Here is a 23,762-nt window from a genome sequence, read left to right as displayed (position 1 = left end):
CTCCCCGACAATCAACCTGAGACATAGGTCTTGCCAGCGGCAATCAAACACACCAAAACGACCTCGTCGCGATCAGCGCTTCTCATCCTGATCGTCGCTAACTTCTCATCCAGATCGTCGCGCTACACCCACATCGTCGCCGATGCGCCTGACGGTCCGCGCGGGGATGCGGAACTCAGCCATCTCCTCGCGGACGATCCGGGCAATCTCATGCTGCTCTGCCACGTCCATCACAAGGCGATCGACGTCGAACTGGTCGATGAATATCCGGTCGAGCGCCTGCTGAGGATCAAGGCCGATCACGAGCGGCGGGTGTCGATCCGGACCGGCGTCCTGCCCGAGAGGGCGAGCCATGTCGTTCGCTACGCCGCGAACGTCGGACAGCATCGCAGGACCATCCCCTACCAGGAGGTCGCGCGCGCCATGATGCCCGATCGCCATCCTGCGAACGGTCGCGAGACCATCGACCTGTCCCTTCGCGGCAGCGTGATCGAGGACGATGAAGAGGCTTATTGGGCAACGGAGGCGGCCAACCTCCGACGCCAGATGTCGCGCCGCGTGAGCGAGCGCATCGAGGTCGGCGAGATCGACCACATGTCGATCTTCGCGTTCGCGCCCCAGCCCCTGCTAATCCTGCTTGGATCGCTCCTCGGCGACGTCACGCCTGCCGATGTCTATCAGTTGCACCGGGAGCCGGCCGGCTGGGCCTGGCCGAAGGGCGGGTCGGAGATGCCGCTGGTAGCCACGTCTCCGGCTGTACTGGGTAACGGCCCGGTGGCGCTGAAGATCGCGCTGAGTGCGGACGTAAACGATGCGCGGGTCAGGGCGGTGCTGGGCGACGACGTCGACATATGGACGCTGACCACACCCGGGCCCCACAACGACGTCCTCAAGCGGAAGGAGGACCTTTCGGCCTTCGGAACCGAGTTGCGACGTCTGTTGAACCGCATCAAGGCCGATCGACCTGATGCCGACGTGATCAACATCCTGCCCGCGATGCCCGTGTCGGCTGCGGTCGAAGTGGGGCGTGCCTGGATGCCGAAGGCCGACCTTCCGCTGGAGGTATGGGACGAGAACCGGACCCTCGGCGGCTTTCGTCGAGCGCTGAGGATCGATGCCACTTGCAGGTGAGGGGTAGTAAGCCCCGTCATTCGTGATGACTCGGAACCAGCCGGCACGGACATCCCTAGCCAGCGTTCCTCGAGCTGTCGGAGAGGGAGGGCGCGGCAAACCAGAAGCACTGCTGCGTTCGCGTAAGGTACTGTCGGGCGAAACCATTCCTCAAAGACATTTTGGACAATCGACCACCGCGCTAGTCGCCGATTCCGTCACGCGGTCGCCCGCCAGCGGCTCGCGGTAGCAGGAGTTCGTTCGCCTACGCTTCGTCAAGAAAGCCCCGCAGTCCTTTCCGGTTGGGCGCTTGTCACAGCATTACGTTTAGTTAGCCTGCATGCAATGAACGGTCTTAGATTCGACACCGAGACGCTCGCATGGTTCGCAAGGCGCTCGGATCCCTCTTTGGCACTCGCCGGAGCCTGGAGTTCCATCGATTGGCAAACGGGCTTCGGGGCGATCGAGCGTCTTTATGACCTAAAGCGATCGACTCATTTTTTGCGCCATCATCGCGGTCTGCTGCCGCGGTTGTGGGAGCGGCAGATCACCGAGGCGCTGCGCGCCATGCTCCTCGAGATGCCGAGCATGACCTTGGTGCGTTGTCAGGCGCTGCTCGACTCGCTTCGCGGCCCTTTGGCGCCGCGTCTGCACCGCATAGACGGCATCACCGCCGATCAGGCCGACCGCATTGATCTAGCCATTCATTTCCGTACGGTCGACGACGTTGCCGGCTGCCTTGTGATCGAAGCGAAATTGGACAGCGAACTGTCGAATACGCAGCTCGGCAAATACCTGGCGGGCATTCGAACACGGTACGCCCGGCCCGAGCAAAGACACCTCTTCGTGGTCGCACCAACAAAGACCAGAAAGACCGCAAGCCTGCTTGCAAAAAGGGAGAACGCCGAATGGAGCTTCCTCAGCTGGCAGCCGATGCTGTTGCGCTGGCAGCGCGCCCTGCCCGACGACATGGGTCTGGATGCGCTGTCCCTGTTCAGCGAGATCTGGAAGCGAGTGGGGGGGCGTTGATGTGCTGATTCCCGACAGCGTTCTTACCTATCTACACGACGGAGGAATCAGGCGTGCCGTCAGATCGCTCATCGATCTGGAGGAGGATGCCATACTCGACGGTCTGGATTGGAGTGAGCTGTCACGCTTCTACCGCGCCCAGCTGGCCGCCCGCCAACTGCAAGCCGAATGGGGGTTGCTCGCACTCGAACTTTGGAACGCGATCTGGGGCGGGCTTCTTGACCACTGGCAACCGCTCAGCCTGGATGAGCAGATGGCGCATGAGGAAGACGTGAAGCTGCATGTGGCTTCGCTATGCGATGTAGAAGATGGAGGGCTCTGGTTCGGCCGCCTGTTCACCAAGGGCGACTTCACCTTCTATGCCAACCTCTTGGCTGTACCGTCCTCGGGTTTGAGGCTGCAGTTCAGTTGCGACAGCTACAAGCGCTCGCTCAAGTTTCCCGAGTTGGATGCGACTAAGGAAACTGATGACGATTACTGGAAGGCGCGGATGATCCTGCCGCTGGACAAGGCTGAGGTCGACATCGCTCCCCTTCGCGATTTAGCAGCTGCTGCGGTCAGGATTGCCGACGAGGCGATATTGCCACGTCGACGTGCGAAGACCGAGGTGGCCGAGGATCGCTCCGCTTGAATTCGGCATCGCGAAGCTTGCGAAATGGCATGAATGATTTGACGATCAGATCGTCCGCCTCCGCGAACTTTAAGCGCTGGTCCTTCATGCGTTCGAAGGGGGCAAGAGGTGGCAAGCTGGCGCTACTCGGAGGTGCGCCCGCTTGATGTTAGACCTGTTCGATGCACCGTTGCTGCCGGGGCTCGTCACGCGGGCATCAATGATCACCGCGGACGAGGAGCGCATGCTCGTCGAGCGGATCGACGCGGCCGACCTCGTGCCGTTCAAGTTCCAGGGCTGGACAGGCAAACGCCTGACGACTTCGTTCGGCTGGAGCTACGACTTCGAGGTCGGGCGGCCGAAGGATGCACCGCCGATGCCGGACTGGCTGCTACCCGTTCGCGACCGGGCCGCCGCTTTCGGCGGGCTTCCGCCCGAGGAGCTGATCCAGGCGCTGCTCATACGTTACGATCCGGGCGCCGGTATCGGCTGGCACCGTGATCGGCCGATCTACGGCCATGTCCTCGGCATCTCGCTCGGCGAGCCCGCGACGATGCGCTTCCGCCGCAGGCGGGCGGATGGGTTCGACCGGGTGTCCCTGCCGCTCGCTCCGCGCGGCGGATATCACATGAGCGGCCCGGCCCGTTACGATTGGGAGCACAGCATCGCCCCGATGGAGCGACCGCGCTGGTCGATCACGTTCCGGTGTCTGGCGAAGGTCCGGTGATCGGCTCACGAGCGACACAGGCGCAGCATGCTGGAATGAGGATGCCACACTTCGTGGTGAACGCCCCCGGTATCGGTCGCTGGGCAAGCCGAGGTGCTTCGATCTACATACGGAGCGGCGTGGTGTAGCCGGTCAGTTCCAGATAGCCTCGTCCACCGTCGGTGCGGACGGCGCCTTCCCAATAGACCGGCTGACCGGCGGCGCGCGCGTCGACCTCCTGATCCGGGAAGACCGGCCGGAGCGGGAAGGTGCGGATGCCGCCGGGTAGTCGCACGTGCAGCATCTGCGCGATCGGATAGCGGGCGCCGGTCCGTGCCGAACGCCAGGTCGCCATCGGCGCGAAGGTGACGTCCGCCGGCGACAGCCGCGTCGTGCGACCATCGGGGCGGCGATAGGATCCGCCGGCCCACAGCACCCCGCCGCCCTTGCGGCGGATCCGGAAGGCCATCAGCGCGCTGCCGTCGTCGAGATTGAGACCGGTCCAGTCCCAGCCGGCGGCGTCGCCGGCGAGATAGTCGGACGACCATTCCCGGTCGAGCCACGCCTCGCCACGCACGCGTTCTGTCCTGCCGCCCCGGAGGACCGATCCCGTCACCGCCAGATGCGGCACGGAATAGCAATAGCTCGCCTGTTCGAGCTTCGGCCCCTTGCGGCTGTAGCCGTTCTCTCCCTGCGGCAGCGGCGGCTGTGTCGGCCGGAACGTCAGGTCGAGCGTGAAGTCGCGGCTGCCCACACGGCTGGCGAAGCGGCCGTCAGCCAGCCGGCGGAAGGTCCAGCCGTTGAGCCGCACGTCGGCGTCGCCGGTCGCCGCACCCGCGAGCCCGAAACCGGCGCGCGCGGCGCGCTCGGCGTGGAGGATCTGTCCGACCCGCGAATCCGACAGGGCCGCGTGGGCGAAGATCACCTGACGCGCGGCGAAGCGGCTGGGATTGTCGCCGGCGGCATGCGGATTGACGCGGAAGAAGGTGATCTGGAAGCCGATGTCGCGGCCGTCCTCGCCCTTCAGCCAGCCGGTGACGTACCACCATTCGGTCCGGAACGCCGGATGCGCGCCGTGATCCGCGGGGAAGGACAGGCGGATACCGGGACGCACCACGGGATAGGGCGATGGCGCCACCAGACCGGCGGCGGCGACCATCGCGAGAAGCGCACGCATCACCAATCCTCCCTGACCGCAGCGACCGCATCGCCCGCGGTCGCCCGCCGGCCCGCCAGCATCGCGGTCACCGCCGCCGCGCCGGTCAGCGCTGCGGTCACGCCGGCGATGGTGCCGAACGGCCAGATCGTGGTCATCGTCCAGTTGAACGACTGCGGATTGACGACGTGGATCAGCACCTGGCCGAGCAGCGCACCCAGCGCGACGCCGGCGACCGCGCCGATCGTCCCGAGCAGCGCCCCCTCGCTCGCCAGCATCTCGGTCACCTGGGCGCGGGTGAGACCGAGGTGGCGCAGCATGCCGAACTCCTTGGATCGCGCGATCGTCTGCGCCGACATCGTCGCCGCGACCCCCGCGAGGCCGACGAGGATCGCCACCGCCTCCAGGACATAGGTGATCGCGAAGCGGCGATCGAACAATTGCAGCGCGAAGCGGCGCAGCGCGGCGGGCTCTGCGATCGACACGCCCGCCGGCAGCACCGCCGCAGCGGCGCGGCGCACGGTCGCGATATCGGCATGCGGGGCGAGGGTGATCGCCGCCTCGTCATGGCCGCGGTCGCCGGTCAGGCGGACATAGTCGCTGTCCCGGATCACCAGCGCACCCTGCTGGCGGGCATAGTCGCGCCACACGCCGGCGACGAAGAAGCGGGCAGACCGGCCGCCGACCGGCAGGACCACCGTGCGGCCGGGCGACCAGCCGTAGAGCCGCGCCGCCGGCTCCGACGCCCAGATCGGCGTCGCGCCGGCAGGAACCGCCGCCCGCTCGAGCAGCACCAGCAGCGGGTCGCCGGCATCACCGCGCACCGGGCGGGCGATCAGCGTCACCGGCGGGCGATCGGCGACGACCGTCAGCGGCAGCTGACGGCTGAACGCCACCCGGCCGATCCCGGGGACCGCCGCGATCCGGCGCTGCGTGGCAGGATCGAGGTCGCCGCTTTCGGCACGCAGGTACAGATCGGCCGACAGCACCTGTCCGAGCCAGCTGTCGACGGCGCCGCGGAAGCTGGTCACCATCGTCGCCATCGCGATCATCAGCGCGGTGGATGCGACGATCCCGCACAGCGCGATCGCCGCCTGACCCGGCGCGCCCTGGACGTGGCGGATCGCCAGCAGCCGCTGCACCGATGCGATCTCGCGCCCGCGCCACGGCCAGAGCAGCCACCGCACCAGCCACGGCACACCGGCGACACCGCCCGCAAGAAGCAAGGCCATGCTGACGAAGCCGAACACCGGCAGGCCGCCCACCGCGGGCAGCACCGCCGCCCCGCCGCCGGCGAGCAGCAGCACGAGCGCCGGCCGCCACGGCACCGGTGCACGCGGATCAAGCACGTCGCCGGCGTTCTTGAGTGCCGCGGCAGGCGCGGCCCGGGCCGCCGCGCGCGCCGGCAGGATGCTGCCGAGCAAAGCCGCCGCCAGTCCGAGCGCGAAGAACGTCACCGCCGCGACCGGCTGGAAGACGACATCCGCCGCGCCGCTTCCGAAATAGCCGCCACCAAGATCACCCCCGAAGAGTCGCAGCGCCGCCGTCGCCATCACATAGCCGGCGATCAAGCCGAGCGTCGCGCCGACGATGCCGATGATGATCCCCTCCAACGCGACGGCGGCGACGATGCCGCTGCGGGGCAGGCCGAGCGTGCGGACGAGCGCGAAGGCGCGCAGCCGGCGGGTCACCGAAAGCGTCTGCGCCGAGAAGACCAGAAAGCCGCCGGTCAGCAGCGCGACGAGCGCGAGCATGTCGAGATTGACGCGGTAGGCGCGGCTGAGCGCGTCGCCCTGCCGTGCGTGGCTGTCGCCCGACACGATGGTCGCGTCCGTGCCGATCAGGCCGGGCAGGGCGCGCTCGGCGGTGGTGCGGTCGGCGAGCTTCAGGTCGATCTGGTCGATCCGGGCCAGCCGGCCGAAGCGCCACTGCGCCGCAGCGATATCGATCGTGCCGAGCGCCTGACTGGCCGGTGCACCGGGCAGCGTGCCAGCGACGCGTAGCGTCACGCTGCGGCCGTTGGCGGTGACGGGCAGGCGGTCGCCGACGCGGGCACCGGTCGCGGTCAGCGCGGCGCGTGACAGGAACAGGGCATCTTCGGCGCATACGTCGTCGCTGCGTGCGTCGGGCCCGGCGGGTCGCGTCCCGATGAGGCTCGGCGTCACCGCGGCGGCGCGGATCACGTCGAGGCCCAGCAAAGTGAACCGTCCGGTCCCGGCTCGGGCCGACAGGCTGATCACCGGGCTCGCATCCGCTACACCCGGCGCGGTCGCGACGCGGGGATAGAGGCGCTCGTCGAAGCCGAGCGGAGTGCGCGCGCGGATATGCAGGTCGGCGGCGCCGTTGACGCCGGTCACCGCCTGCTCGAACGAGGCGAGCGCCGAGCCGTTGACGAGATGCACCGCAAAGCCGAGCGCGACGCCGACGGCGATCGCCACCGCGGTGGCGGCGAAGCGACCCGGATGCCAGCGCCATTCGCCGATTACCAGCCAGGCGAGCGCCAGCCGCGAGCGGAGCAATCCGGCCTCAGCCATCCACGGCCATGAGCGTCTGTTCGATCAGGCCATGCGCGGTGAGCTGGAGCACCCGGTCGGCGACGGCGGCGGTGGCCGCCGAATGCGTCACGATCACCGCCGCCGCACCGCTCGACCGCACCGCGCGCGCGAACAGGTCGAGGATGCGCGTCGCGCTGTCGGGATCGAGATTGCCGGTCGGCTCGTCGGCGAGGATCACCGCCGGCCGGTGGACCAGCGCCCGCGCGATCGCCACCCGCTGCAACTCGCCGCCGGACAGATCGCGGGCATAGTCGCGGCCGCGGTTCGCAAGGCCAACCTCAGCCAGCATATCGCCGGCACGCGCACGCGCCGCTGCGGCGTCGGGCGAGATCAGCGCGAGCGGCAGCGCGACGTTCTGTTCGAGCGTCAGATACGGCAGGATGTGGAAGGCCTGGAAGACGAAGCCGATCCGCTCACGGCGCAGGCGCGTCCGCGGCGCCTCGCCGAGCCCGGCAAGCGCCATGCCTTCGATCCGGACCTCGCCCGCATCGGCATCGTCGAGCCCGGCGAAGATATTGAGCAACGTCGATTTGCCCACGCCCGAGTCGCCGGTGATCGCGACGAGCTCGCCCGGCGCGACCGCCATCGACAGGTCATGGAATAGGCGGCGGTCGCGCCCCACCGTCTTCGTCAGCCCCCGTGTCTCGATCGCGTGCATCTCCATAGAACTGCCCGGCGAGACCTTCGGTCCAGACGGTTCGTGCTCCGTTGAGAGATTATCGGAGGCGTGCGCCAACGAACCGGGCCACTTCACCCGAGGCTTCCCGATCCTCGGGCGCCCCGCCGAACCCGCCGTGTGGCATCGCCTCGAAGACGTGAAGCTCGGCCGGGACATGCGCGCCTAGGAGTCGGCGGTGCATGCGTACCGTGTTCGACAGGAACAGGTCACGCGTGCCGGTCAGCAGGATTGTCGGTGGGAAGCCGGCGAGGTCCCCGAAGAGCGGGGAGAGATTGGGGTGGGCTAGATCGGCGCCGCCGGCATAGAGCCTGTTGTTGGCCATCAGGGAGCCCGGCAGCATGACGTCGACGCCGGCATTGACGGCGAAGCTGTCGCCGCTCTCCGTCAGGTCGACCTCGGGTGACAGCAGAACCAGACCCGCAGGCATCGGCAGGCCCTCGTCCCTGGCGCGCAGCAGCATCGCTGCGGCGAGATTTCCGCCCGCCGAGCGTCCCCCGATGACGAGGCGATGTGCGGGGTATCGGTCGAGCGCCGCTCGATAGACCGCGAGGCAGTCGTCGAGCGCTGCCGGATAAGGATGCTTGGGGGGTAGGCGATAGTCGATGCTCCAGACCGTCATGCCGAGCTGATCGGCTTGGACGCGCGCTCCATGGCGACAGGCGTCACCGCCTCCGAAGACGAGCGCGCCACCGTGCAATTCGAGGTAGATCGCGTCCGGCACGGCCATCGCCGCCGGCGTGCCGACGTGGACCACCGCGTCTTCGAACCGCGTCGTTCCGACGGTCGCCTTCGGCTCGTCGGTCGCGCCGGCCAGCATGCGCGCGTAATTGGCGTCCACCGCCGCTTTGACGTTCTCCCACGCCTCGACGTCTTCGTGGGACGGCATGACGAACAGCGAGTTGATCGGCACGCCGTCCTGCCCGATCAGACGCTCGAGCGCTGCGCGGGCCTCGATGCTGATCGAGGAGGGTGACGGTATTGTCTTGGCTTCTACCCGGAGCAGGCGCTCGGTCGTATTCATCTCCACTCCGATCCCTCTTTGCGATACGTGCGGCTCGACGATAGCCCCCGACGGATCTGTGCTTCGATACGTGCCCGCCGGTCTTATGTTCGGCCGCGTATGGTTGTTGCAACCTGGAAGCGAGGGAGTGACAACAGTAGCATCCGCGTCGCCAGGGCGGGATGTCACCCATGACATATACGACGATCCACAAGGTGATACGCCGCATTCTTGTGCCCTTTCGGAACCATCGAGCCTCTTGGCGATGTAAGGCATGCGACGTGCGGAGGCTGATCCGTTCAATTGGATCGGACCGTGGGTGCGATTTGGTGGGCGGCATCGCCTCACCGGGAATAACCCATCAACTGCTCGCGAAGCAGATCAGCTCGCAGGCTTAGGAGACATTTTCCGCGCGAAAGTACGAACCAGAGGCCGTCCTCATCTTGGTATTTGTCATGCTGTCGCGTCTTATTGGCTGATAACGCCCGGCCATCCGAACGTCCTGATCGTCAAACCTGCCGCATGCCCCCGTCGACGCAGAGCTCGGCGCCCGTGATGAAGCTGGCCTCGTCGCTGAGCAGGAACAGGGCGGCGGCCGCGACCTCGTCGGCTCGGGCCATGCGGCCGAGCGGGATGGGGGCGATCAGCATCTCGCGCATCTCCTCCGAGACCGCAGCCATCATGTCGGTGTCGGTAGGCCCCGGCGCCACGACGTTGACGCGGATGCGACGCGGCGCGAGTTCGGCCGCCCAGCTGCGCGCATAGGACCGCAGCGCCGCCTTGGTCGCGCCGTAGGTGCTGAACGGCGTCACGCCCATGACGTCGGCGATAGAGCCGACCAGCAGGACGGACGCGCCGTCGCCGAGCGCAGGCAGGGCGGCCTGGATGCCAAAGAGTGCGGCGCGCACGTTGACCGCGAAGTGCCGGTCGAAATGCTCAGCCGTCTCCTGCGCGATCGTCGCCGGTTCCGACAGGCCTGCGTTCAGCACCAGGGCGTCGATCCGCCCATGCTGCCGCCGGACTTCGCCGATCACGCGCTCGAGGTCGGCCTGAGAGGCGGCATCGGCCACGATGCCATGCGCCGACGATCCGATGCCATGGGCTGCGACGGCGACCTCGCCCTCGCGACGACCGGTGAGGACGACGCTTGCGCCTTCCTCCGCCAGCGCCCGGGCGGTCGCGAGACCGATTCCCTTTGCGCCGCCCACCACCAGTGCGACCTTGCCTGCCATTCTCTGCATCGTCCGTCCTTCCATTCGAGACGGTGATCCAGATATACGAAGCATATCTGCTATCAAGAACGCACCCGGAGTAGCGTAGATATGGTGAAGGATACCGACCTGGAGGCTTTGTCGTGCAAGGCAATGATGGACGTACCCCGAATCCGCCCGGTCCTCGACAAGATCGCGGACAAGTGGACGATCATGATCCTGACCGTGCTGTGCCCGCAGCCGGCCCGCTTCAACGAGATCAAGCGACGCCTCGATGGCATCACCCACAAGTCGCTCGCCGATGCATTGAAGCACCTGGAGCGTCACGGCCTGGTGACCCGCACGGTCATCCCGACCACGCCGATCGGCGTCGTCTACACGATCACGCCACTCGGCCATTCGTTACGCGTGCCGTTCGAGGCGCTCTGTACGTGGGCCCTCGAGCATGAGCAGGCCTTCAGCGAGTCTACCGTAGCCCAGACTTGAGCCGGGCCTCACTTGACCGTCTCCACTGACCTAACGCGACGTCGGGTGATCATTCCCTCGGCAGTTGCCAGGTCAGCGACTGCGTGGCGACCCCATCCACGGTTCTGCCGTTCGCATCCCGAGCCGGCGCGAACCGGGCCCTCCGAATCATCAGGCGGCACGTGGCGGCGTCGAGCGTCCGGTATCCGCTCGACACGACGACCTCGCAGTCATTGGCGGAGCCCGACCTGTCGATGTGCATCCGCACCGATACGCGACCGGCTTCGGCGTTGCGGATCGAGGAAGCGGGATAGTCATCCGCGGATACCAGAGACGACATGCTGCCGAGAAGGGCCGGCGGGGTCTCCCTCGGAATGGAAGTCGGTGCAGCCGCCTCAACGGATGGCGCTTCCTGAAGTGTCTGCTCGGGCGCCTTCTCGCGTCTGACGGCTGTCTTCAATTCGAGGAGCCGGCTCCGATAGAGGTTCGACAGGCATGCTCGGGGTGCGCGCTTGGTTTCGCAGGCGGCTCTGCCTGCCAGCCATTCGCGCTGTGCATTCTCGAAGGCTGCTCTATCGGGGGGCGGGGCGGCGGAGACGGCGCGTCGGTATGCGGCATCGACGTCGCGATCCTGCCGTCTTAGCGCCGCATCGTCGCACAGCGCGCGTGAAGGCCAGGCCCCGTCGGCGCAGGCCTTCTGGCTCGTCTTCGCCGCCACCACCGGTTTGAGCAGGCTGGCCGCCACGTAGCCGAGCTTGCCCTGGGCGCGTACGAAGGCGAGCCACTCTCGACCGTCCGCGGACTTGGTCGTGCCGACGGCCGCCACGATCGCATTGGCCCGCAACCTTCCAGTCACCTCGGCCTTGTCGGACGGCTCCGCACGTACGTTGACGGTCCGTACGCCTCGGCCTGGTGCGACCCTGAACGAGCGGGGCGGGTCGAAACGGTCCAGAGCGGCCTCGGATTTCGTGGACGCAGCGGTCGTCGGCGAGGTCCAGTCGAAGGCCGGAAGGGCGTTCAGGCCGAGAGACGTACCGACGCCTGCGAGACAGACGAGGATCAAACCCTTGAGGCCGAGCCGGGCGGGCCTCTCGCGCAAGGCCACGTTGACGAGTTCGTCGTCCCTCCATGCCTGTCTCAAGTCGGTGACCGCCTGAGCGAGCGTCGGATCGATCGCCTGCTGACAGGCGAATGCCTTCCTGGCGGCGACGTCCAGTTCCTTCGGGCCTTGGGCGAGTCTGACCTTCAGCCGATCCTCGGCCCTTTTGTAGTCCTGCTTGATCCTATCCTTTTCCGCAGCATCCGTGGCGTTGGGATTCACGTCGAACCTGAAGCTTGCCACGACCTGCTGGCGCCAGGCCTCGAGCGATCTTGCTTTAGCTTGGCCGATGCCGTTGACGGCAAGGACATTCCTGGCGTTGACCTGGAGGGCGTTCCTTATGCCTGCATTCGAAAGCGCCGTCTTCAGATTGTCGCGGATCCCCTTGATCGACGCGTCACGGATGCGATGCCGCTCCAGATGGGCGCGAAGTTGTGTCTCCCGCCTTCGGGAATCATATCCCGCGAGCTCGGCGCGCAGCCGCTCCGGTGCCGACTGCAGTTCCTGAACCGCTGTGGTCAGCGAGGCTCGCAGGTTGTGTGCATCACGGCCGCTGCTTCTATTTCGCCATTCGTCGAGGCGGATGTTCCACTGCTTGTCGGCGTCCGCGCGGCGCTTCCTGAACGTCTTACCGACGCCGAGCGGTACAGCGAAGCGGAAGGCGTTGTAGAACCCGAGGAGCATCCATCCCACGGAGAAGAGCGGGGCACCGAAATAGCCGCAGATCGCGACGACCATCAGAGCGCAGTTGCGGGTCCATTGAATCCGCATCGCTCGAGCCGCGCCCTGCGCCTCCTTCGATGCGGCGGGGTTCACGTCCGGCAGTCTCGGATCGGGCGGTGTCACGGGAGGCAGCGGGACGGCCTTGATCGCATCCCAAACGGCTCGAAGATCGAAACCGCCTGCCGACGAATTGATGCCTGAAGGTTTGGTGGATCCGGACGACGGGAAGAGGACGACGCCCACCGCACTCTCTATCCGGCACCAAGGACATTCCGGTGCGCTGCGCGAATGGTGGTGTTGGGGGTCGGATGGGCAGCGACGCAGATCGCCCGCGAGCATCTCCAGGAGAGCGACCCAGTGCGCTGCGGTCGGCCGCTGCGCTCCGGGATCGAAGGCGGCCTCGAACGCTGCACGCAGCGGAGGAGGGAAGTCGCCGAGAGCGACCGTGCCGGGGGGCGGACGCATCCCGACGGCGCGCTTCGTCGAATAGGCGAAGCGGTGCTCCTCGATAGCCTTCTCCAAGGGCATCTCCCCGTGCTCGTAGGCGCCCGCGAACGGGTGGCGCCCCAAGCACAGCAGCTGGAAGACGATGACCGCCAATCCGAATGCATCGTGGTTCGCAGAGCGTCTGATACCAGTGAGGCTGCGGCCCTGCAGTTCCGGAGGCGTGTATTCCGGTACGCCGACTGCGCAGAGGAATTCGCTTACACCGTCTGTGATCTGGAAGCTGTCGGCATCGATGAGCGCCACCATCGCCGCCGTCGATACGAGGATGCCGGAATGGTTGATGTCGCCGATCACGCAGTTGCGCAGATGCACCTCGGCCACGGCACGGGCGACGTTCAGCGCCGCATGCACGAGGAAGGCGTAGGTCACTCCCGGAAAGTTCGCCTTGCGATCGGCCGGCCCGTAGAGGTGGTGGATCGGCTGATGGCCATGGACGAGCCGCATGAGGAAGCCGACCAGCCGGCCTTTCCCGTCCTCGACCACGGCGCTTGGAAAAGAGACGAGCTTCGATTTCTCGGCCAGACCCGACCGAACCATCGCCATGACCTTGCCGGCCCGGTCGCCAGGATCCGGGCTGGTATAGAACTTCAGGGCGACGTTCTTCCTGCCGTCGATGGCGTAGACCTCGCCCTCTCCGCCCTTGCCGATGCGCCTTCCCAGCTGGATTCGCCGGCCATTATGAAAGAGCGCAGGTACCGTCACCGGCGGACGGCCAGGATCAGCGTCTTGTCGTCGTCGGTGCGTTCGCAGACGGCAGGGCTGTCAAGATAGGCGGCGAGCGCAAACCCCAGGTCGCGGTCTGGACCAGACGTCGCCTTGCCATCCAGGGGTCTGATCATTCCCCGGAAGAAGGGTTGGAACGCCTCCTCCCTGCCCAGGTCGAGCGCGAGCCGTTCGATGCCGTCGGTGAATACGGCGAGCGCGTCGACCGCCGCATCGTGCCTGGAGATTCTCATGCGAGGTCCGGAATCGTCGGTGACGAAGAAGGTGGTGGAGGCGTATTCCCCCTGTTCCGGCCAGCTCACGGCCTTCCACTCGCCGTCGACGCGCGCAACGGCGGCGCCGTCTCCGACGTGCGCCACGACCGTCTGATCGCCGTCGGAGGCGATCATCACCATCGTGGCGGCGAAGTCGCGTGGCGACAGGGCTCGCTGGGCGGCCGCGAGCGCGATGCGGTCGCGCGCGTCGTCCACCCACTGCCAGATCCGCTCATCGTCCGGCATGCCGGCCCCGGTCCTGAAATGATCGCGGAGCGCTCCGGCAAGGGTCCGGCAGACGAGGGATGCTCCTTCTCCCCCATGGCTCGCGCTTCCCGCGCCGTCGGACACGATCGCGACGAGGACGCCGCCGTCGTTCGCCGAGAAGCAGGAGAGGGCATCCTGCTTGCGCGTTTCGGTCTTGGCGTGCGAGACGCCCCGGCAGGAGGCGCCCGCCCAGCTCCAGGCAGGCACCCTCAGCCCGCCACCGCCCAGCCGTCCGGTGCCGTGGGATTGGCGAGCGGCACCGGCTCGCCCGGATTGGACTTCGAGACGGAACTCAGCGAGGCCGACAGCCAGGCGAACAGCTCGCGGAAGGCGAGGCCCTTGAGCTTCAGAGGCGCACGCACGCCGATGTTCTGGAGGACCGACATGTCGGCATCCTCGACGCCGACCGAGTAGAACATGAATTCCTTGGCCGCCTCGCCGCGGTGGACGGCATCGGTGGCCGCCGTCACGGAGTCCGTCGGACCGCCGTCAGTGATCAGGAAGACCCACGGTCGGTAGTAGGCGACCCCGTTCGTCCTGTACTCCGACTTGCGCGCCCGCAGCAGTGCGATCCCGCGTTCGATCGCCTCGCCCATCGGCGTCATGCCCTCGGGTGTGAGCTCGGGCGGATAGAAGCTCGTGACCGACGTGAATTCGGACACGACGCGTACGGGGCCGAAGGTCACGACGGCGATCTCGACCCTCTTGGACGCCAGGGAGTCGGAGAGCAGTTCCTGCTTGAATGCCGACAGTCCCGCATTCAGTTCGGCGATGCGCGCGCCCGACATGGACATGGACGTGTCCAGAAGAAGAAGGCAGGCGCAACGCGGTTCGGGATTTTCCGCGAACTCCGCGGCTCCGAATGGTGTCTGTCCGAAATCCGTCAACTTCTACCCCTCCCGAAGCGGCCCGAACGGCCGATTGGTTCTTCGAAGAACTCGTGAACCAAGGCACGTACATTGCCTGAAGCCCGTGTGCAGTCCAGCATGGACATGGTGATACGGTGAAGAAACATGCTTAATATCAGAACGTTCTCGATTGCGAGCCCGAGTTCCTCTGAAGCTACGGGGATGACGCCAGGCTGGATTGCGGTGTCACCCGTTCTCCGAAGCACAGCGTGCGCAGATACTGGATCTGCTTCCGGCGGAACCGCTCCCACGCCTCGCCCGACGACTTCCCGCTCATGTATCCCTGCGGAAACGTGCTCCGCGCGTATCTCGGTTCAAAGGACCGTCGGCTACCGCTCGTGCCGCCGCAACCATTCCTTCAGCCGGGCTTCGCCCCGAGGCGACCGAGATACCCTTGTCTGGCCGGTCCATTCATCCGGGACGTCGGCGCGCTCCGCCTCCTCAGGCTCGTTCTTCGATGTGGCGCGGTGCTGATCGCCACGAAGCGGAAAGGCATTGGCTTGGCGGTCATTCGGGAACTCGTCGGCCGGTCCGGCCCACTGCAGCCGGGGTACCCCCTCCGGAAGACCATGGTCCCGATCGCAACGACTTCGATTTGGAGCAAACCGCGGCCGAGACAGGCGCCTCGACGAGCGCGAAGGTCGCGGTCCTCGGTCGACCGGCATCGTGATCGACCACGCCAGCGTCAGGTGACGGTCACGCCCTTCCAGAATGCGATGCGGTCCCGGATCTTCTCCGCTTCGGGCTTGGGATCGGAATAGTACCAGGCGGCATCGGGATTGTCGGCCCCATCGACATGGAGGCCGTAGTATCGTGCCGTGCCCTTCCATGGGCAGAACGACGTGGTTTCGCTCGGCCGCAGGACCGCCTGATCAACGGCCTCGACCGGGAAATAGTGATTACCCTCGACGATCACGGTATCGTCGCTCTTCGCGATGACCGATCCGTTCCAGCGAGCCTCGACCATTTGACGTCTCCAATGCAGGCGTGCGTCGGATCGTACCGATCCGCTCTCGAGCGCGACAACGATTGGGACACCGCTTTTTCCCGGATCTTGGTAACGGGGCATGATGCTGAAGACGAGAATGAGACGATTGGCCGCCGAGCAGCGACGTACGATGGAACGCCTCGCTGCCGTCGAAGCGGCCGTGACGGCGCTGGGGAACGAGGACCTGCTGGATCTCGCGGACATCTTCGCCAGCGGTGAGCCGACGCCGATCCGTGACATGGCGGAAGCCGAAATGCGGAGGCGGAAGATCAGCCTCTAAGAGAGCGCATCCCGAAGGGCGATGGACATCGACGCTGCCGGTTCGAAAGGCGTCCGTCAGGCCGGCGGCGCCATGGCGGTCGCCCCCGTCTTCCCCTTGAGGTCGGTGATGACCTCGCCGATCAGTGCCCTCAGCCAGCGATGCGCCGGGTCGTGCCGATAGCGGACGTGCCACGCCATCTCGACCGGGAAGCTGCCGAGGTCGACCGGGGCCGGCAGAATCCTCAGACGGGGGTCGTGCATCAGCCGCCTGCAGATGAGCGAGGGCAGGGTGGCGCAGTAGTCGGTCACCGCCACCATCTCGGCGACCGCGAAGAAGTTGGTCACGGAGATCGCGACCTCGCGCTTCAGCTGCTGCTGCGCCAGCGCCTGGAACAGTCCGGCACGCATCCGGCCCGGCGGCACGATGTTGACGTGCTTCATCGTCTCGAACTGCTCGCGCGTCATGGAATCGCCGACGTCCGGATGGTCGGCGCGGACCGCGCAGGCGAGCCCTTCGTCCATCAGGTGCTGGACGACGAGGTTGTCGGGCGGGTCGACGATGCGGCCCAGCACGAGCGCGGTCGTGCCGGACACGACGCCCGTCTCGACGAGATCGTTGCCGTAGGGCGTCAGGCGGAGCTTGATGCCGGGCGCGACCTTCTGCAGTCGCGCCACGACCGCGGGCACGAGGACGAACTCGACGTAGCCGTTCGGCGCGATGGTGAAGAGCCGTTCGGCCTGGGCGGGGTCGAATGCCTGCTGGCCTAGGACCGCGTCGTCGAGCTGCGCGAGCGCCTCGGCGATGAGCGGCGCGAGTTCGAGCGCGATCGGCGTCGGCTGGATTCCATAGCGCTCGCGGACAAACAGCTGGTCCTGAAGCATCAGTCGGAGACGCGACAGGGCGTTGGACAGGGCGGGCTGCGTCATGCCCATGCGCTCGGCGGCGCGGGTGACGCTGCGCTCCTCCATCAAGGCGACGAAGATCGGCAGCAGGTTCAGGTCGTAACGCATTCAGACATACTGTCAGCCGTATATCTGAAATCAAGAAGATAAACTTCTCGAATATGTCGGCAAAGCCCATCTTCCACCCATCGGCGACGGACGCCGCGAACATGGAGGTTCAGATGAGCAAGGGTCAGGTTCTGGTTCTCGGGTCGAATGCGACGCAGATCGAGCTGCGTGGCGGCGGTACCGCGACGATCGGTCAGTATCTCAACGAGACGGCGGTCCCCTCGCTGGCTCTGCTCGACGCGGGCTACGAAATCGTCCTCGCGACGCCGGACGGCACCAAGCCTCACATCGACGCGGTCTCCGATTCGGTGGACCACTTCGGCGGCGACGAGGCGGCCTACGACCGTGCCAGGGAGTTCTTCGCCAACCACCCGGCGATGAGCGACGTCCGCACCCTGCGCTCGGTCGTCGAGGGCGGCCTGGACGGCTTCGTCGGCGTCTTCGTACCGGGCGGTCACGCGCCCGTCGTCGATCTTATGCAGGACCGTGACGCGGGCACGATCCTCCGTCACTTCCACGCGGCGGCCAAGCCGACCGCGCTCCTCTGCCACGGACCGGTGGTCGTCGCCGCCGCGCTCGACGATGCTCCGGCCTTCCGCAAGGCGCTGATCGAAGGCGATGACGCCGGCGCGGCCGATCTGGCGCGCGACTGGATCTATGCGGGCTACCGCATGACCGTCTTCTCCGCGAACGAGGAGAAGATCGCCGAGGAGCATCTGCTGAAGGGCGAGCTCCACTTCGACATGGAGAAGGCGCTGCGGTCGGCCGGTGGCGACGTCTCGGTCACGGGCACGAACTTCGCCTCGAACGTCGTCGTGGATCGGGAGCTGATCACGGGTCAGAACCCGGCGTCGGACCGGGCCTTGGCAGACGCTCTGATCGAAGCCCTCGATCGCGCTGCGGCGTGAGTACCAGGATGACCGGCGGGGCGCTCAGGATGCGCCCCGCACCCAACCAACCCGACACAAGGAACGATGCCATGACCGCCAGCGTGAAGATCGTCGCCGTGCTTACCGCCCGTGCCGACTCCGTCGACCGCCTGCGCGCCCTGCTCGACGGCATGCTGGAGCCGAGCCGCGCCGAGCCGGGCAACCTGCGCTACGATCTCTGGCAGGACCAGAGCGACCCGAACCGCTTCGTACTCGACGAGCTGTACACGGACGCGGACGCGGTCGCCGCCCACCGCGCGACGCCGCACTTCCAGAACTATCTCTCGCGGATCGGCGATCTGGCCGAGCGCGTCGCGTTCGTCCTCGACCCCGTCTCCGCGACCTGACGGTGCGGGCATGGGTAAGCTGAAGGACTGGGTGGGTTCGGCACTGCTGGCCCAGACGTTCTACACCGAGGAGCTGCGGATGATCGGCCTGATGGCGCCTGCGCTCCGCATGAGCCTGATGGGCCTCATGCATCCACGTGGGCACGGCTGAGGCGGTGCCACGATCCGGCACGAGCCGGAATCTAAATCGAAGGGAATACAGTCATGATCAAGGGTATCGAAGACAAGGTCGTCCTCATCACCGGCGGCAGCACCGGCATCGGCGCCGAGACCGCGCGTCTTCTCGCCGAACGCGGTGCGAAGGTCGCCATCGCAGCGCGGCGCAAGGACAGGCTCGACGAGGTCGTCGCGCAGGTCGCCGCGAACGGCGGAACGGCACGCGCCTATGCGCTCGACGTCACCGACAAGGCTGCGGTCCAGGCCGTCGTCGCCGCGATCGTAGCCGACTTCGGCCGTCTCGACGTGCTGATCAACAACGCCGGTCTGATGCCGATCCGTCCGATGGCCGAGGTCAACACCGACGAGTGGGACCAGATGATCGACGTCAATCTGAAGGGCACGCTCTACGGTATCGCCGCGGCTCTTCCTGGCTTCCTGGAGCAGGGCAGCGGCCACATCATCAACCTGAGCTCGGTCGCGGGCATCAAGGTCTTCGCACCGGGCGGCACGGTCTATTCCGGCACCAAGTTCGCCGTCAGCGCGATCAGCGAGGGTCTTCGCCAGGAGGTGGGCGAGAAGATCCGCGTCACGTCGATCGAGCCCGGAGCCGTCGAGAGCGACCTGAAGTTCACGACGTCGGGTACGGCTGCCGAGACGGTCCTCGACTTCTACAAGCAGGCGATTCCGGCGGCGTCGGTTGCGCGCGCCATCGCGTTCGCCGTCGAGCAGCCCGACGACGTCGACATCAACGCGATCGTCATTCGACCGACCGCACAGCAGTTCTAACCACGGGGGGGCGGGGCCGAGCGTGCCCCGCCTCCGTCGCGTCCGCCATCGAGGAATCGGATGTGATTCGGCGTCGGGAATGCGAACGTGCGCCAATGGACGAGAACGAGATAGACACCGCAGAGGACGTCGCGCGGACTGCCCAGGCGACGCTACGGCGCTCGCGTCTGGAATGGATCGCACTGTTCCTCTCCTGGACGCTCGCGAAGGCGACATGGCGCAAGAAGGGGCTGCGAGGTGCCGAACGGACTGCCGTCATCGTCACACTGAACCGGTGGAATCTGGGAACTTCCGTGGTGCTGACCGGCGTGGTCATCGCGTGGAGCCGGAACGATCTGAGCGCGATGCAGTGGAACGCGCAGAACGACGATCCCATCTTCCTGGCTCTCACCTCCGTGCTCGCCAGCTATTGCATGTCGAGGGTGATCGAGGTGCTCTTCGCCTTCTGCCGCGATGCGTTCGCGAAGCTGGCGGATGAAGAGCCCGAGAGTGATCTGGATGGACGTCGACGAATCGGCCTCGCGCTCACCAGCTATCTCGAACTGATCCTGAATTTCGGTTTGTTGATGACGCTCGTCCCATACACGGGTTGGCAGACCGGGGCCGCGTCACCCGCTCTCGTGACCGACGTCCTCTTCTATAGCGCGTCCACGATCACGACGAGCGGTGGGGGCGGATTCGTGCCGGGCGGCATGATGGTGCAGGGGCTGACGTTGCTTGAGATCGCGTGCGGTCTCATCCTGCTTGTCGTCTGCTTTGCGGTCTACGCGGGAAACCCGCGAGCCCGGCCCACGAACGTTCCCTGATCTCGGAATCCGCTTCAGTCCGATGGGCTCGGGTCGACTGGCCTGCTGAGGCTGGACCTTGCTTTCCCCTGTCGAATGCCGGCTTGATGCTCCGATCGGCGCTTCGACCGAGTGCAGACCTCGAGCGCATCGGGAGGCTGCGGGGAGGCTTGCCGCCAAATCGGATGTTGTTCTCCGAGCGCGATTAGGGAGTTGTTGAGAAACAACTTTCTAGTTCTCCCTTTCATCAAATGGGAGGCAGGCACTGCGCATCAACGACGTGACATCGACCTGAAAGCAGGAGAGAACCCGGGAAGGTCTGTACATCGTGCGATCCACGGTGAGTGGTTACGAGGACCGGGTACGGATTGGAGCGGGTGGCAACAAGGGAGGCACGCTCGGCCTGCTGAGCCGCCTTCGTTCCCACGTGAAGCCTTGGAGGAAGGAGGCCGACTGCGAGACGCACAAGCTGCAGCCGTTTGAGGTCGTTCACGCCTGGTCGCTCGCCGACTGGACTCAGGAGCAGATCAACGACGCGGAATGGTGTCTGTGGCGCGCGTTCCTACTCCGATATCCGAAGCATCGTGGGACATCGAAGGACAAGTCCATCTTCATCGTCCCAACGGATCAGACCCTGGCGGACGTCGTCCAGCTTGTCGAAGCGAATTTGAAGGAGCTGGCGAAGGTGCACGCCGCGCCTGCGCCCGTCGTCGACATACCCTTCCAGGCCACCGCCGTGCGCCGCCGCCTCAAGGTGACCGTGCTGGAGGATGCTCGTCATGTCTAAGCCGAAGTACCGATCAAACGTTGACAATCAGATGTCGGAGTTCCGGACGAACCGCAGGAAGCACCGCGAATTGGCATCACCTTGCGTCCGCTGTCTCGAAGAGGGCCATGACGTCGATCATACCAACATCGATCATCGCGATCCCAATGGCGGAAACGGTTGGAGCAATCTCGATCCGCTGTGTCATGATCACAAGATCCTGAAGGATGACCTGGAGCAGGCTAGGAAGGTGCCCTTCCGTAAGAACGGGCGACCCAGCAATTCGAACCGCCGGCTGCAGGAGCACCTCATGATCGGATACGTAGCGCCACCCAGACTGGTCAGGGCGGCGACCTGAAAGATGCCGTATCGCTGGACCAACATCCGGACGGTCGAGCCGTCCAGCCGCCTGATCGAACACCTGGACACGAAGCTTTATGCCGTCACTGATGCTGACGGTTACCCCTCAAGCTTCATTGTGACGGCTAAGCGGGGCAGCGCTACATCAACGCTGGAGCGCTGCTGGACGACCTATCAAAAGCAACGTGGTAGTTCGACAACCGCGGCTATGACGATTGGTTCGGGGACGTTTTCCAGGCTGAAGGCATAAAGTCCTTCATCCCGGACGGTAATCACACAACCAGACGATCACACACGAGAAGCACCGCTTCCGGCTCAGGGGCCGAACCGAAATCACCTTCGCCAGCTTTTAGGATCGGCGACGGATTGCAACCGCTAGGACCGCTGCCCAACGTCCTGCTTTTCCGCTGTCACCCTCGGTAGCGCCGCCATCTTCGAGATGCGATAGGCAGGCTTTAACCCAAATAGTCGCCGCCCCGGAGCTATGCCGAAATCGAGGAGATAGTGATCTTAGTGGGTTTACAGACACGTTAGCGGGCCATGCCGACGCTTCTAACGGGTCTGATTACAGGAAAATGGTGCCCAAGGGCGGGATCGAACCACCGACACTGCGATTTTCAGTCGCATGCTCTACCAACTGAGCTACTTGGGCCCACACCGCGATTGCGATTGGAGGCGTGCCTTTAGGGGTGGTTTTCGCCCATGTCCAGCCCTTCTTCGTCACTTTCCTTGACGGGAATGCGATAACCTTCGCCCAGCCATTGTAACAGGTCGCGATCCTTGCACCCGCGCGAGCAGAAAGGAGCATGGTCGGCGGCGCTGGGTTTGTCGCAGATGGGGCAGGTGGTCATGACGCTCGTTCCAGTTTCAGCGGGCGACCGGTGCGGCGCGCGATGTCGTCGCGCCAGTCGGGATTCGCCATCAATCGATCATATAGGGAGCCGGAGAGCCGGTGCACGGGAACCGGGCCCGGCGGCTCGCGCTCCCATTGCCGCAGCAGCGCACGGGCGCGCGCGCCGATCGGATCGATGCCTAGCCGCTCGGGAATCGAGGCACGCGGGCGGGGCCGCACGATCTGGAGAAAGCCGAAACCGTTGACCGCCGTGCGTTCGAAGGGAAGGGGCAGGGCGTCGTCCAGTGCCTCCGCCACCGCCTGACGCGGGGCCTTGCCCTCCAGCGTCGGGAAGTCGATGCCGATCGACCCGCCGATGCCGTGGCGCAGGATCGCCTCCGCCACCGCCCGCGCCGCCGCAATCGACAATGGTTCGTGCGGCGGAGAGCCATCGACGTCGAACAGCGTCATCGCCGGGGTCGGCGTCATCCGCAGTACGCCGGGGCCGAAGCCGATCTCCCCCGTCACCGCTTCGTCGAGCAGTTCGGACCAGCCCGCTGCCTCCAGATCATCCGGCTGATGCGCACGAAGTTCGCGGACCGGCACGCCCGACGCCAAAATCCGCGCGTGGAGGTCGGGGCCCGGCGCTGGTGTCGCGTCTTCGGGAGCGATCACTGCCTTGGGCAGCTTCGAGCGGCCACGTTCGGGGATCGCCTCGCGGGTGACCAAGACGGTCAGGCTGGCGCCCTGCGTCATCCCCTTCGGTACCGGCGCGAGCAGCACCTCGCCACCCTGCGCCAGCGTCACCCGCCCCTGACGACCGGGAAGCAGTTCCACCAGCCGTCCTTGCGCCACCGTGCCGACGGTCAGCGTGCCGGTCAGCTCGATCGCGGCCTGGACGATGCGGCCATCCTCGACCAGCGCGGCGCGCGCTTCGCCGATCCCGGCCTCATAGAGCCATTCAGACAAGCGGCAGTCCGGCGGCTTTCAACAGGGCGCGGGTTTCGAACAGCGGCAGGCCGATCACCCCCGAATGGCTGCCCTGCAGAAAGCGCACGAACGCCTCGGCACGGCCCTGGATGGCATAGCCCCCGGCTTTGCCCAGTCCTTCGCCACACGCGATATAGGCGTCGATCTCGTCCTCGGAGAGCGGCTTGAACGCGACGATGGTGTCGGCCAGCCGGGTACGGACCTTTCCGCCCGCGTCGATCACGCACACCGCCGACAGCGCATGATGGCGTCGCCCGGACAGCAGGCGCAGCAGCTTGCGCTGCACGTCCGGCGTATCGGCGGGGGGCAGGATGCGGCGGCCGACCGCGATGGTGGTGTCGCCTGCGACGACGATCTCACCTTCGGCACGGGTGACCGCCTGCGCCTTTTCCACCGCCAGGCGCAGTGCATAGACGCGGGGAAGCTCGGCGGCGCGGGGCGCTTCGTCGATATCGGGCGAGGCGGTGCGCTCGGGCACGACTCCCAGTCGCGCCAGCAGATCGCGGCGGCGCGGCGAGGAGGATGCAAGGACGAGCGGCATGAGAG

The 23,762-nt window shown here is 66.1% G+C and carries 28 protein-coding genes and 1 tRNA gene; 13 read left to right on the top strand and 16 right to left on the bottom strand.

The genetic code is table 11. The annotated features are described in order from the left end of the window. Positions 1-105: 105 nt before the first annotated feature. Positions 106-387, bottom strand: a complete 282-nt coding sequence (locus NZL82_RS17975; protein ID WP_261271120.1) for a hypothetical protein — start codon at positions 385-387, stop codon at positions 106-108. On the opposite strand from NZL82_RS17975, the gene NZL82_RS17970 reads away from it, so the two are divergent. The 4 genes from NZL82_RS17970 to NZL82_RS17955 all read left to right on the top strand — a co-directional run bounded on the left by NZL82_RS17970 (position 313) and on the right by NZL82_RS17955 (position 3,476). After that, complete coding sequence (locus NZL82_RS17970; RefSeq protein ID WP_261271114.1) at positions 313-1,131, top strand: SAVED domain-containing protein; 819 nt, start codon at positions 313-315, stop codon at positions 1,129-1,131. The genes NZL82_RS17975 and NZL82_RS17970 overlap by 75 nt on opposite strands. 324 nt (positions 1,132-1,455) lie before the next feature. Next, positions 1,456-2,139, top strand: a complete 684-nt coding sequence (locus NZL82_RS17965; protein ID WP_261271113.1) for a hypothetical protein — start codon at positions 1,456-1,458, stop codon at positions 2,137-2,139. A gap of 1 nt (position 2,140) precedes the next feature. Then, positions 2,141-2,770 (top strand): hypothetical protein, encoded by a 630-nt coding sequence (locus NZL82_RS17960; protein ID WP_261271112.1) that lies wholly within the window; start codon positions 2,141-2,143, stop codon positions 2,768-2,770. 145 nt (positions 2,771-2,915) lie between these two features. Continuing rightward, positions 2,916-3,476 (top strand): alpha-ketoglutarate-dependent dioxygenase AlkB, encoded by a 561-nt coding sequence (locus NZL82_RS17955; RefSeq protein ID WP_261271111.1) that lies wholly within the window; start codon positions 2,916-2,918, stop codon positions 3,474-3,476. Positions 3,477-3,579: 103 nt separating this feature from the next. On the opposite strand, the gene NZL82_RS17950 is transcribed toward NZL82_RS17955, so the two are convergent. The 5 genes from NZL82_RS17950 to NZL82_RS17930 all read right to left on the bottom strand — a co-directional run bounded on the left by NZL82_RS17950 (position 3,580) and on the right by NZL82_RS17930 (position 10,077). Further along, positions 3,580-4,632 carry a lipocalin-like domain-containing protein gene (locus NZL82_RS17950; RefSeq protein ID WP_261271110.1) on the bottom strand — a complete coding sequence of 351 codons (1,053 nt, stop codon included), beginning with the start codon at positions 4,630-4,632 and terminating at the stop codon, positions 3,580-3,582. Then, positions 4,632-7,145, bottom strand: coding sequence for an FtsX-like permease family protein (locus NZL82_RS17945; protein ID WP_261271109.1), 2,514 nt, complete (start codon positions 7,143-7,145; stop codon positions 4,632-4,634). Before NZL82_RS17945 ends, NZL82_RS17950 begins: the two co-directional genes overlap by 1 nt. Next, entirely contained in the window at positions 7,138-7,824 is a 687-nt protein-coding gene (locus tag NZL82_RS17940; RefSeq protein ID WP_261271108.1) for an ABC transporter ATP-binding protein, read from the bottom strand. The genes NZL82_RS17945 and NZL82_RS17940 overlap by 8 nt, the downstream gene beginning before the upstream one ends. A gap of 58 nt (positions 7,825-7,882) precedes the next feature. Next, positions 7,883-8,866, bottom strand: a complete 984-nt coding sequence (locus NZL82_RS17935; RefSeq protein ID WP_261271107.1) for an alpha/beta hydrolase fold domain-containing protein — start codon at positions 8,864-8,866, stop codon at positions 7,883-7,885. A gap of 488 nt (positions 8,867-9,354) precedes the next feature. Then, the gene (locus NZL82_RS17930; RefSeq protein ID WP_261271106.1) at positions 9,355-10,077 is read right to left on the bottom strand and encodes an SDR family NAD(P)-dependent oxidoreductase; all 723 of its coding nucleotides are present in this window, start codon (positions 10,075-10,077) and stop codon (positions 9,355-9,357) included. A gap of 90 nt (positions 10,078-10,167) precedes the next feature. Between NZL82_RS17930 and NZL82_RS17925 the strand changes: the two genes are divergently transcribed. Beyond that, positions 10,168-10,542, top strand: coding sequence for a helix-turn-helix domain-containing protein (locus NZL82_RS17925; RefSeq protein WP_261271105.1), 375 nt, complete (start codon positions 10,168-10,170; stop codon positions 10,540-10,542). A gap of 49 nt (positions 10,543-10,591) precedes the next feature. Here the strand turns inward: NZL82_RS17925 and NZL82_RS17920 are convergent, their stop codons facing one another. From NZL82_RS17920 to NZL82_RS17900, 5 genes are all read right to left on the bottom strand, one after another. After that, positions 10,592-13,552 (bottom strand): TonB family protein, encoded by a 2,961-nt coding sequence (locus tag NZL82_RS17920; protein WP_261271104.1) that lies wholly within the window; start codon positions 13,550-13,552, stop codon positions 10,592-10,594. Beyond that, on the bottom strand, positions 13,549-14,301 hold the full coding sequence (locus NZL82_RS17915; RefSeq protein ID WP_261271103.1) for a PP2C family serine/threonine-protein phosphatase: 753 nt from the start codon (positions 14,299-14,301) through the stop codon (positions 13,549-13,551). The genes NZL82_RS17920 and NZL82_RS17915 overlap by 4 nt, the downstream gene beginning before the upstream one ends. A gap of 2 nt (positions 14,302-14,303) precedes the next feature. Then, positions 14,304-14,981 (bottom strand): VWA domain-containing protein, encoded by a 678-nt coding sequence (locus NZL82_RS17910; protein ID WP_261271102.1) that lies wholly within the window; start codon positions 14,979-14,981, stop codon positions 14,304-14,306. Between the two features lie 175 nt (positions 14,982-15,156). Beyond that, positions 15,157-15,279 (bottom strand): hypothetical protein, encoded by a 123-nt coding sequence (locus NZL82_RS17905; protein ID WP_261271101.1) that lies wholly within the window; start codon positions 15,277-15,279, stop codon positions 15,157-15,159. A 408-nt stretch (positions 15,280-15,687) separates the two neighbouring features. After that, a complete protein-coding gene (locus NZL82_RS17900; protein ID WP_261271100.1) occupies positions 15,688-15,969 on the bottom strand; it encodes a DUF427 domain-containing protein in 282 nt (93 codons plus the stop codon). A 100-nt stretch (positions 15,970-16,069) separates the two neighbouring features. Here NZL82_RS17900 and NZL82_RS17895 point away from each other — a divergent pair, with 100 nt between their 5' ends. Continuing rightward, on the top strand, positions 16,070-16,270 hold the full coding sequence (locus NZL82_RS17895) for a hypothetical protein (RefSeq protein ID WP_261271099.1): 201 nt from the start codon (positions 16,070-16,072) through the stop codon (positions 16,268-16,270). 56 nt (positions 16,271-16,326) lie between these two features. Here the strand turns inward: NZL82_RS17895 and NZL82_RS17890 are convergent, their stop codons facing one another. After that, on the bottom strand, positions 16,327-17,262 hold the full coding sequence (locus tag NZL82_RS17890) for a LysR substrate-binding domain-containing protein (protein WP_261271098.1): 936 nt from the start codon (positions 17,260-17,262) through the stop codon (positions 16,327-16,329). 113 nt (positions 17,263-17,375) lie between these two features. Here NZL82_RS17890 and NZL82_RS17885 point away from each other — a divergent pair, with 113 nt between their 5' ends. From NZL82_RS17885 to NZL82_RS17855, 7 genes are all read left to right on the top strand, one after another. Then, the gene (locus NZL82_RS17885; protein WP_261271097.1) at positions 17,376-18,170 is read left to right on the top strand and encodes a type 1 glutamine amidotransferase domain-containing protein; all 795 of its coding nucleotides are present in this window, start codon (positions 17,376-17,378) and stop codon (positions 18,168-18,170) included. A 71-nt stretch (positions 18,171-18,241) separates the two neighbouring features. After that, on the top strand, positions 18,242-18,538 hold the full coding sequence (locus tag NZL82_RS17880) for a putative quinol monooxygenase (protein WP_261271096.1): 297 nt from the start codon (positions 18,242-18,244) through the stop codon (positions 18,536-18,538). A 10-nt stretch (positions 18,539-18,548) separates the two neighbouring features. Next, on the top strand, positions 18,549-18,689 hold the full coding sequence (locus tag NZL82_RS17875; RefSeq protein ID WP_261271095.1) for a hypothetical protein: 141 nt from the start codon (positions 18,549-18,551) through the stop codon (positions 18,687-18,689). 53 nt (positions 18,690-18,742) lie between these two features. Beyond that, positions 18,743-19,483 (top strand): SDR family oxidoreductase, encoded by a 741-nt coding sequence (locus NZL82_RS17870; RefSeq protein WP_261271094.1) that lies wholly within the window; start codon positions 18,743-18,745, stop codon positions 19,481-19,483. Positions 19,484-19,578: 95 nt separating this feature from the next. After that, on the top strand, positions 19,579-20,289 hold the full coding sequence (locus tag NZL82_RS17865) for a hypothetical protein (RefSeq protein ID WP_261271093.1): 711 nt from the start codon (positions 19,579-19,581) through the stop codon (positions 20,287-20,289). A 307-nt stretch (positions 20,290-20,596) separates the two neighbouring features. Beyond that, positions 20,597-21,055, top strand: coding sequence for a hypothetical protein (locus tag NZL82_RS17860; protein WP_261271092.1), 459 nt, complete (start codon positions 20,597-20,599; stop codon positions 21,053-21,055). Beyond that, positions 21,048-21,392 (top strand): HNH endonuclease, encoded by a 345-nt coding sequence (locus tag NZL82_RS17855; RefSeq protein ID WP_261271091.1) that lies wholly within the window; start codon positions 21,048-21,050, stop codon positions 21,390-21,392. Before NZL82_RS17860 ends, NZL82_RS17855 begins: the two co-directional genes overlap by 8 nt. 578 nt (positions 21,393-21,970) lie before the next feature. Here NZL82_RS17855 and NZL82_RS17850 read toward each other — a convergent pair. From NZL82_RS17850 to NZL82_RS17835, 4 genes are all read right to left on the bottom strand, one after another. After that, positions 21,971-22,046 (bottom strand) — tRNA-Phe (locus tag NZL82_RS17850). A 31-nt stretch (positions 22,047-22,077) separates the two neighbouring features. After that, a complete protein-coding gene (locus tag NZL82_RS17845) occupies positions 22,078-22,245 on the bottom strand; it encodes a DNA gyrase inhibitor YacG (RefSeq protein WP_261271090.1) in 168 nt (55 codons plus the stop codon). Next, the gene (locus NZL82_RS17840; protein WP_261271089.1) at positions 22,242-23,195 is read right to left on the bottom strand and encodes a ribonuclease; all 954 of its coding nucleotides are present in this window, start codon (positions 23,193-23,195) and stop codon (positions 22,242-22,244) included. The genes NZL82_RS17845 and NZL82_RS17840 overlap by 4 nt, the downstream gene beginning before the upstream one ends. Next, positions 23,188-23,757, bottom strand: coding sequence for a nucleoside triphosphate pyrophosphatase (locus NZL82_RS17835; protein WP_261271119.1), 570 nt, complete (start codon positions 23,755-23,757; stop codon positions 23,188-23,190). Before NZL82_RS17835 ends, NZL82_RS17840 begins: the two co-directional genes overlap by 8 nt. Positions 23,758-23,762 lie beyond the last annotated feature (5 nt).

Origin of the sequence: Sphingomonas sp. LC-1 (assembly GCF_025371035.1) — a bacterium.
Lineage (GTDB): Bacteria > Pseudomonadota > Alphaproteobacteria > Sphingomonadales > Sphingomonadaceae > Sphingomonas > Sphingomonas sanguinis_E.
This window is presented reverse-complemented; position numbering and strand designations above follow the sequence as displayed.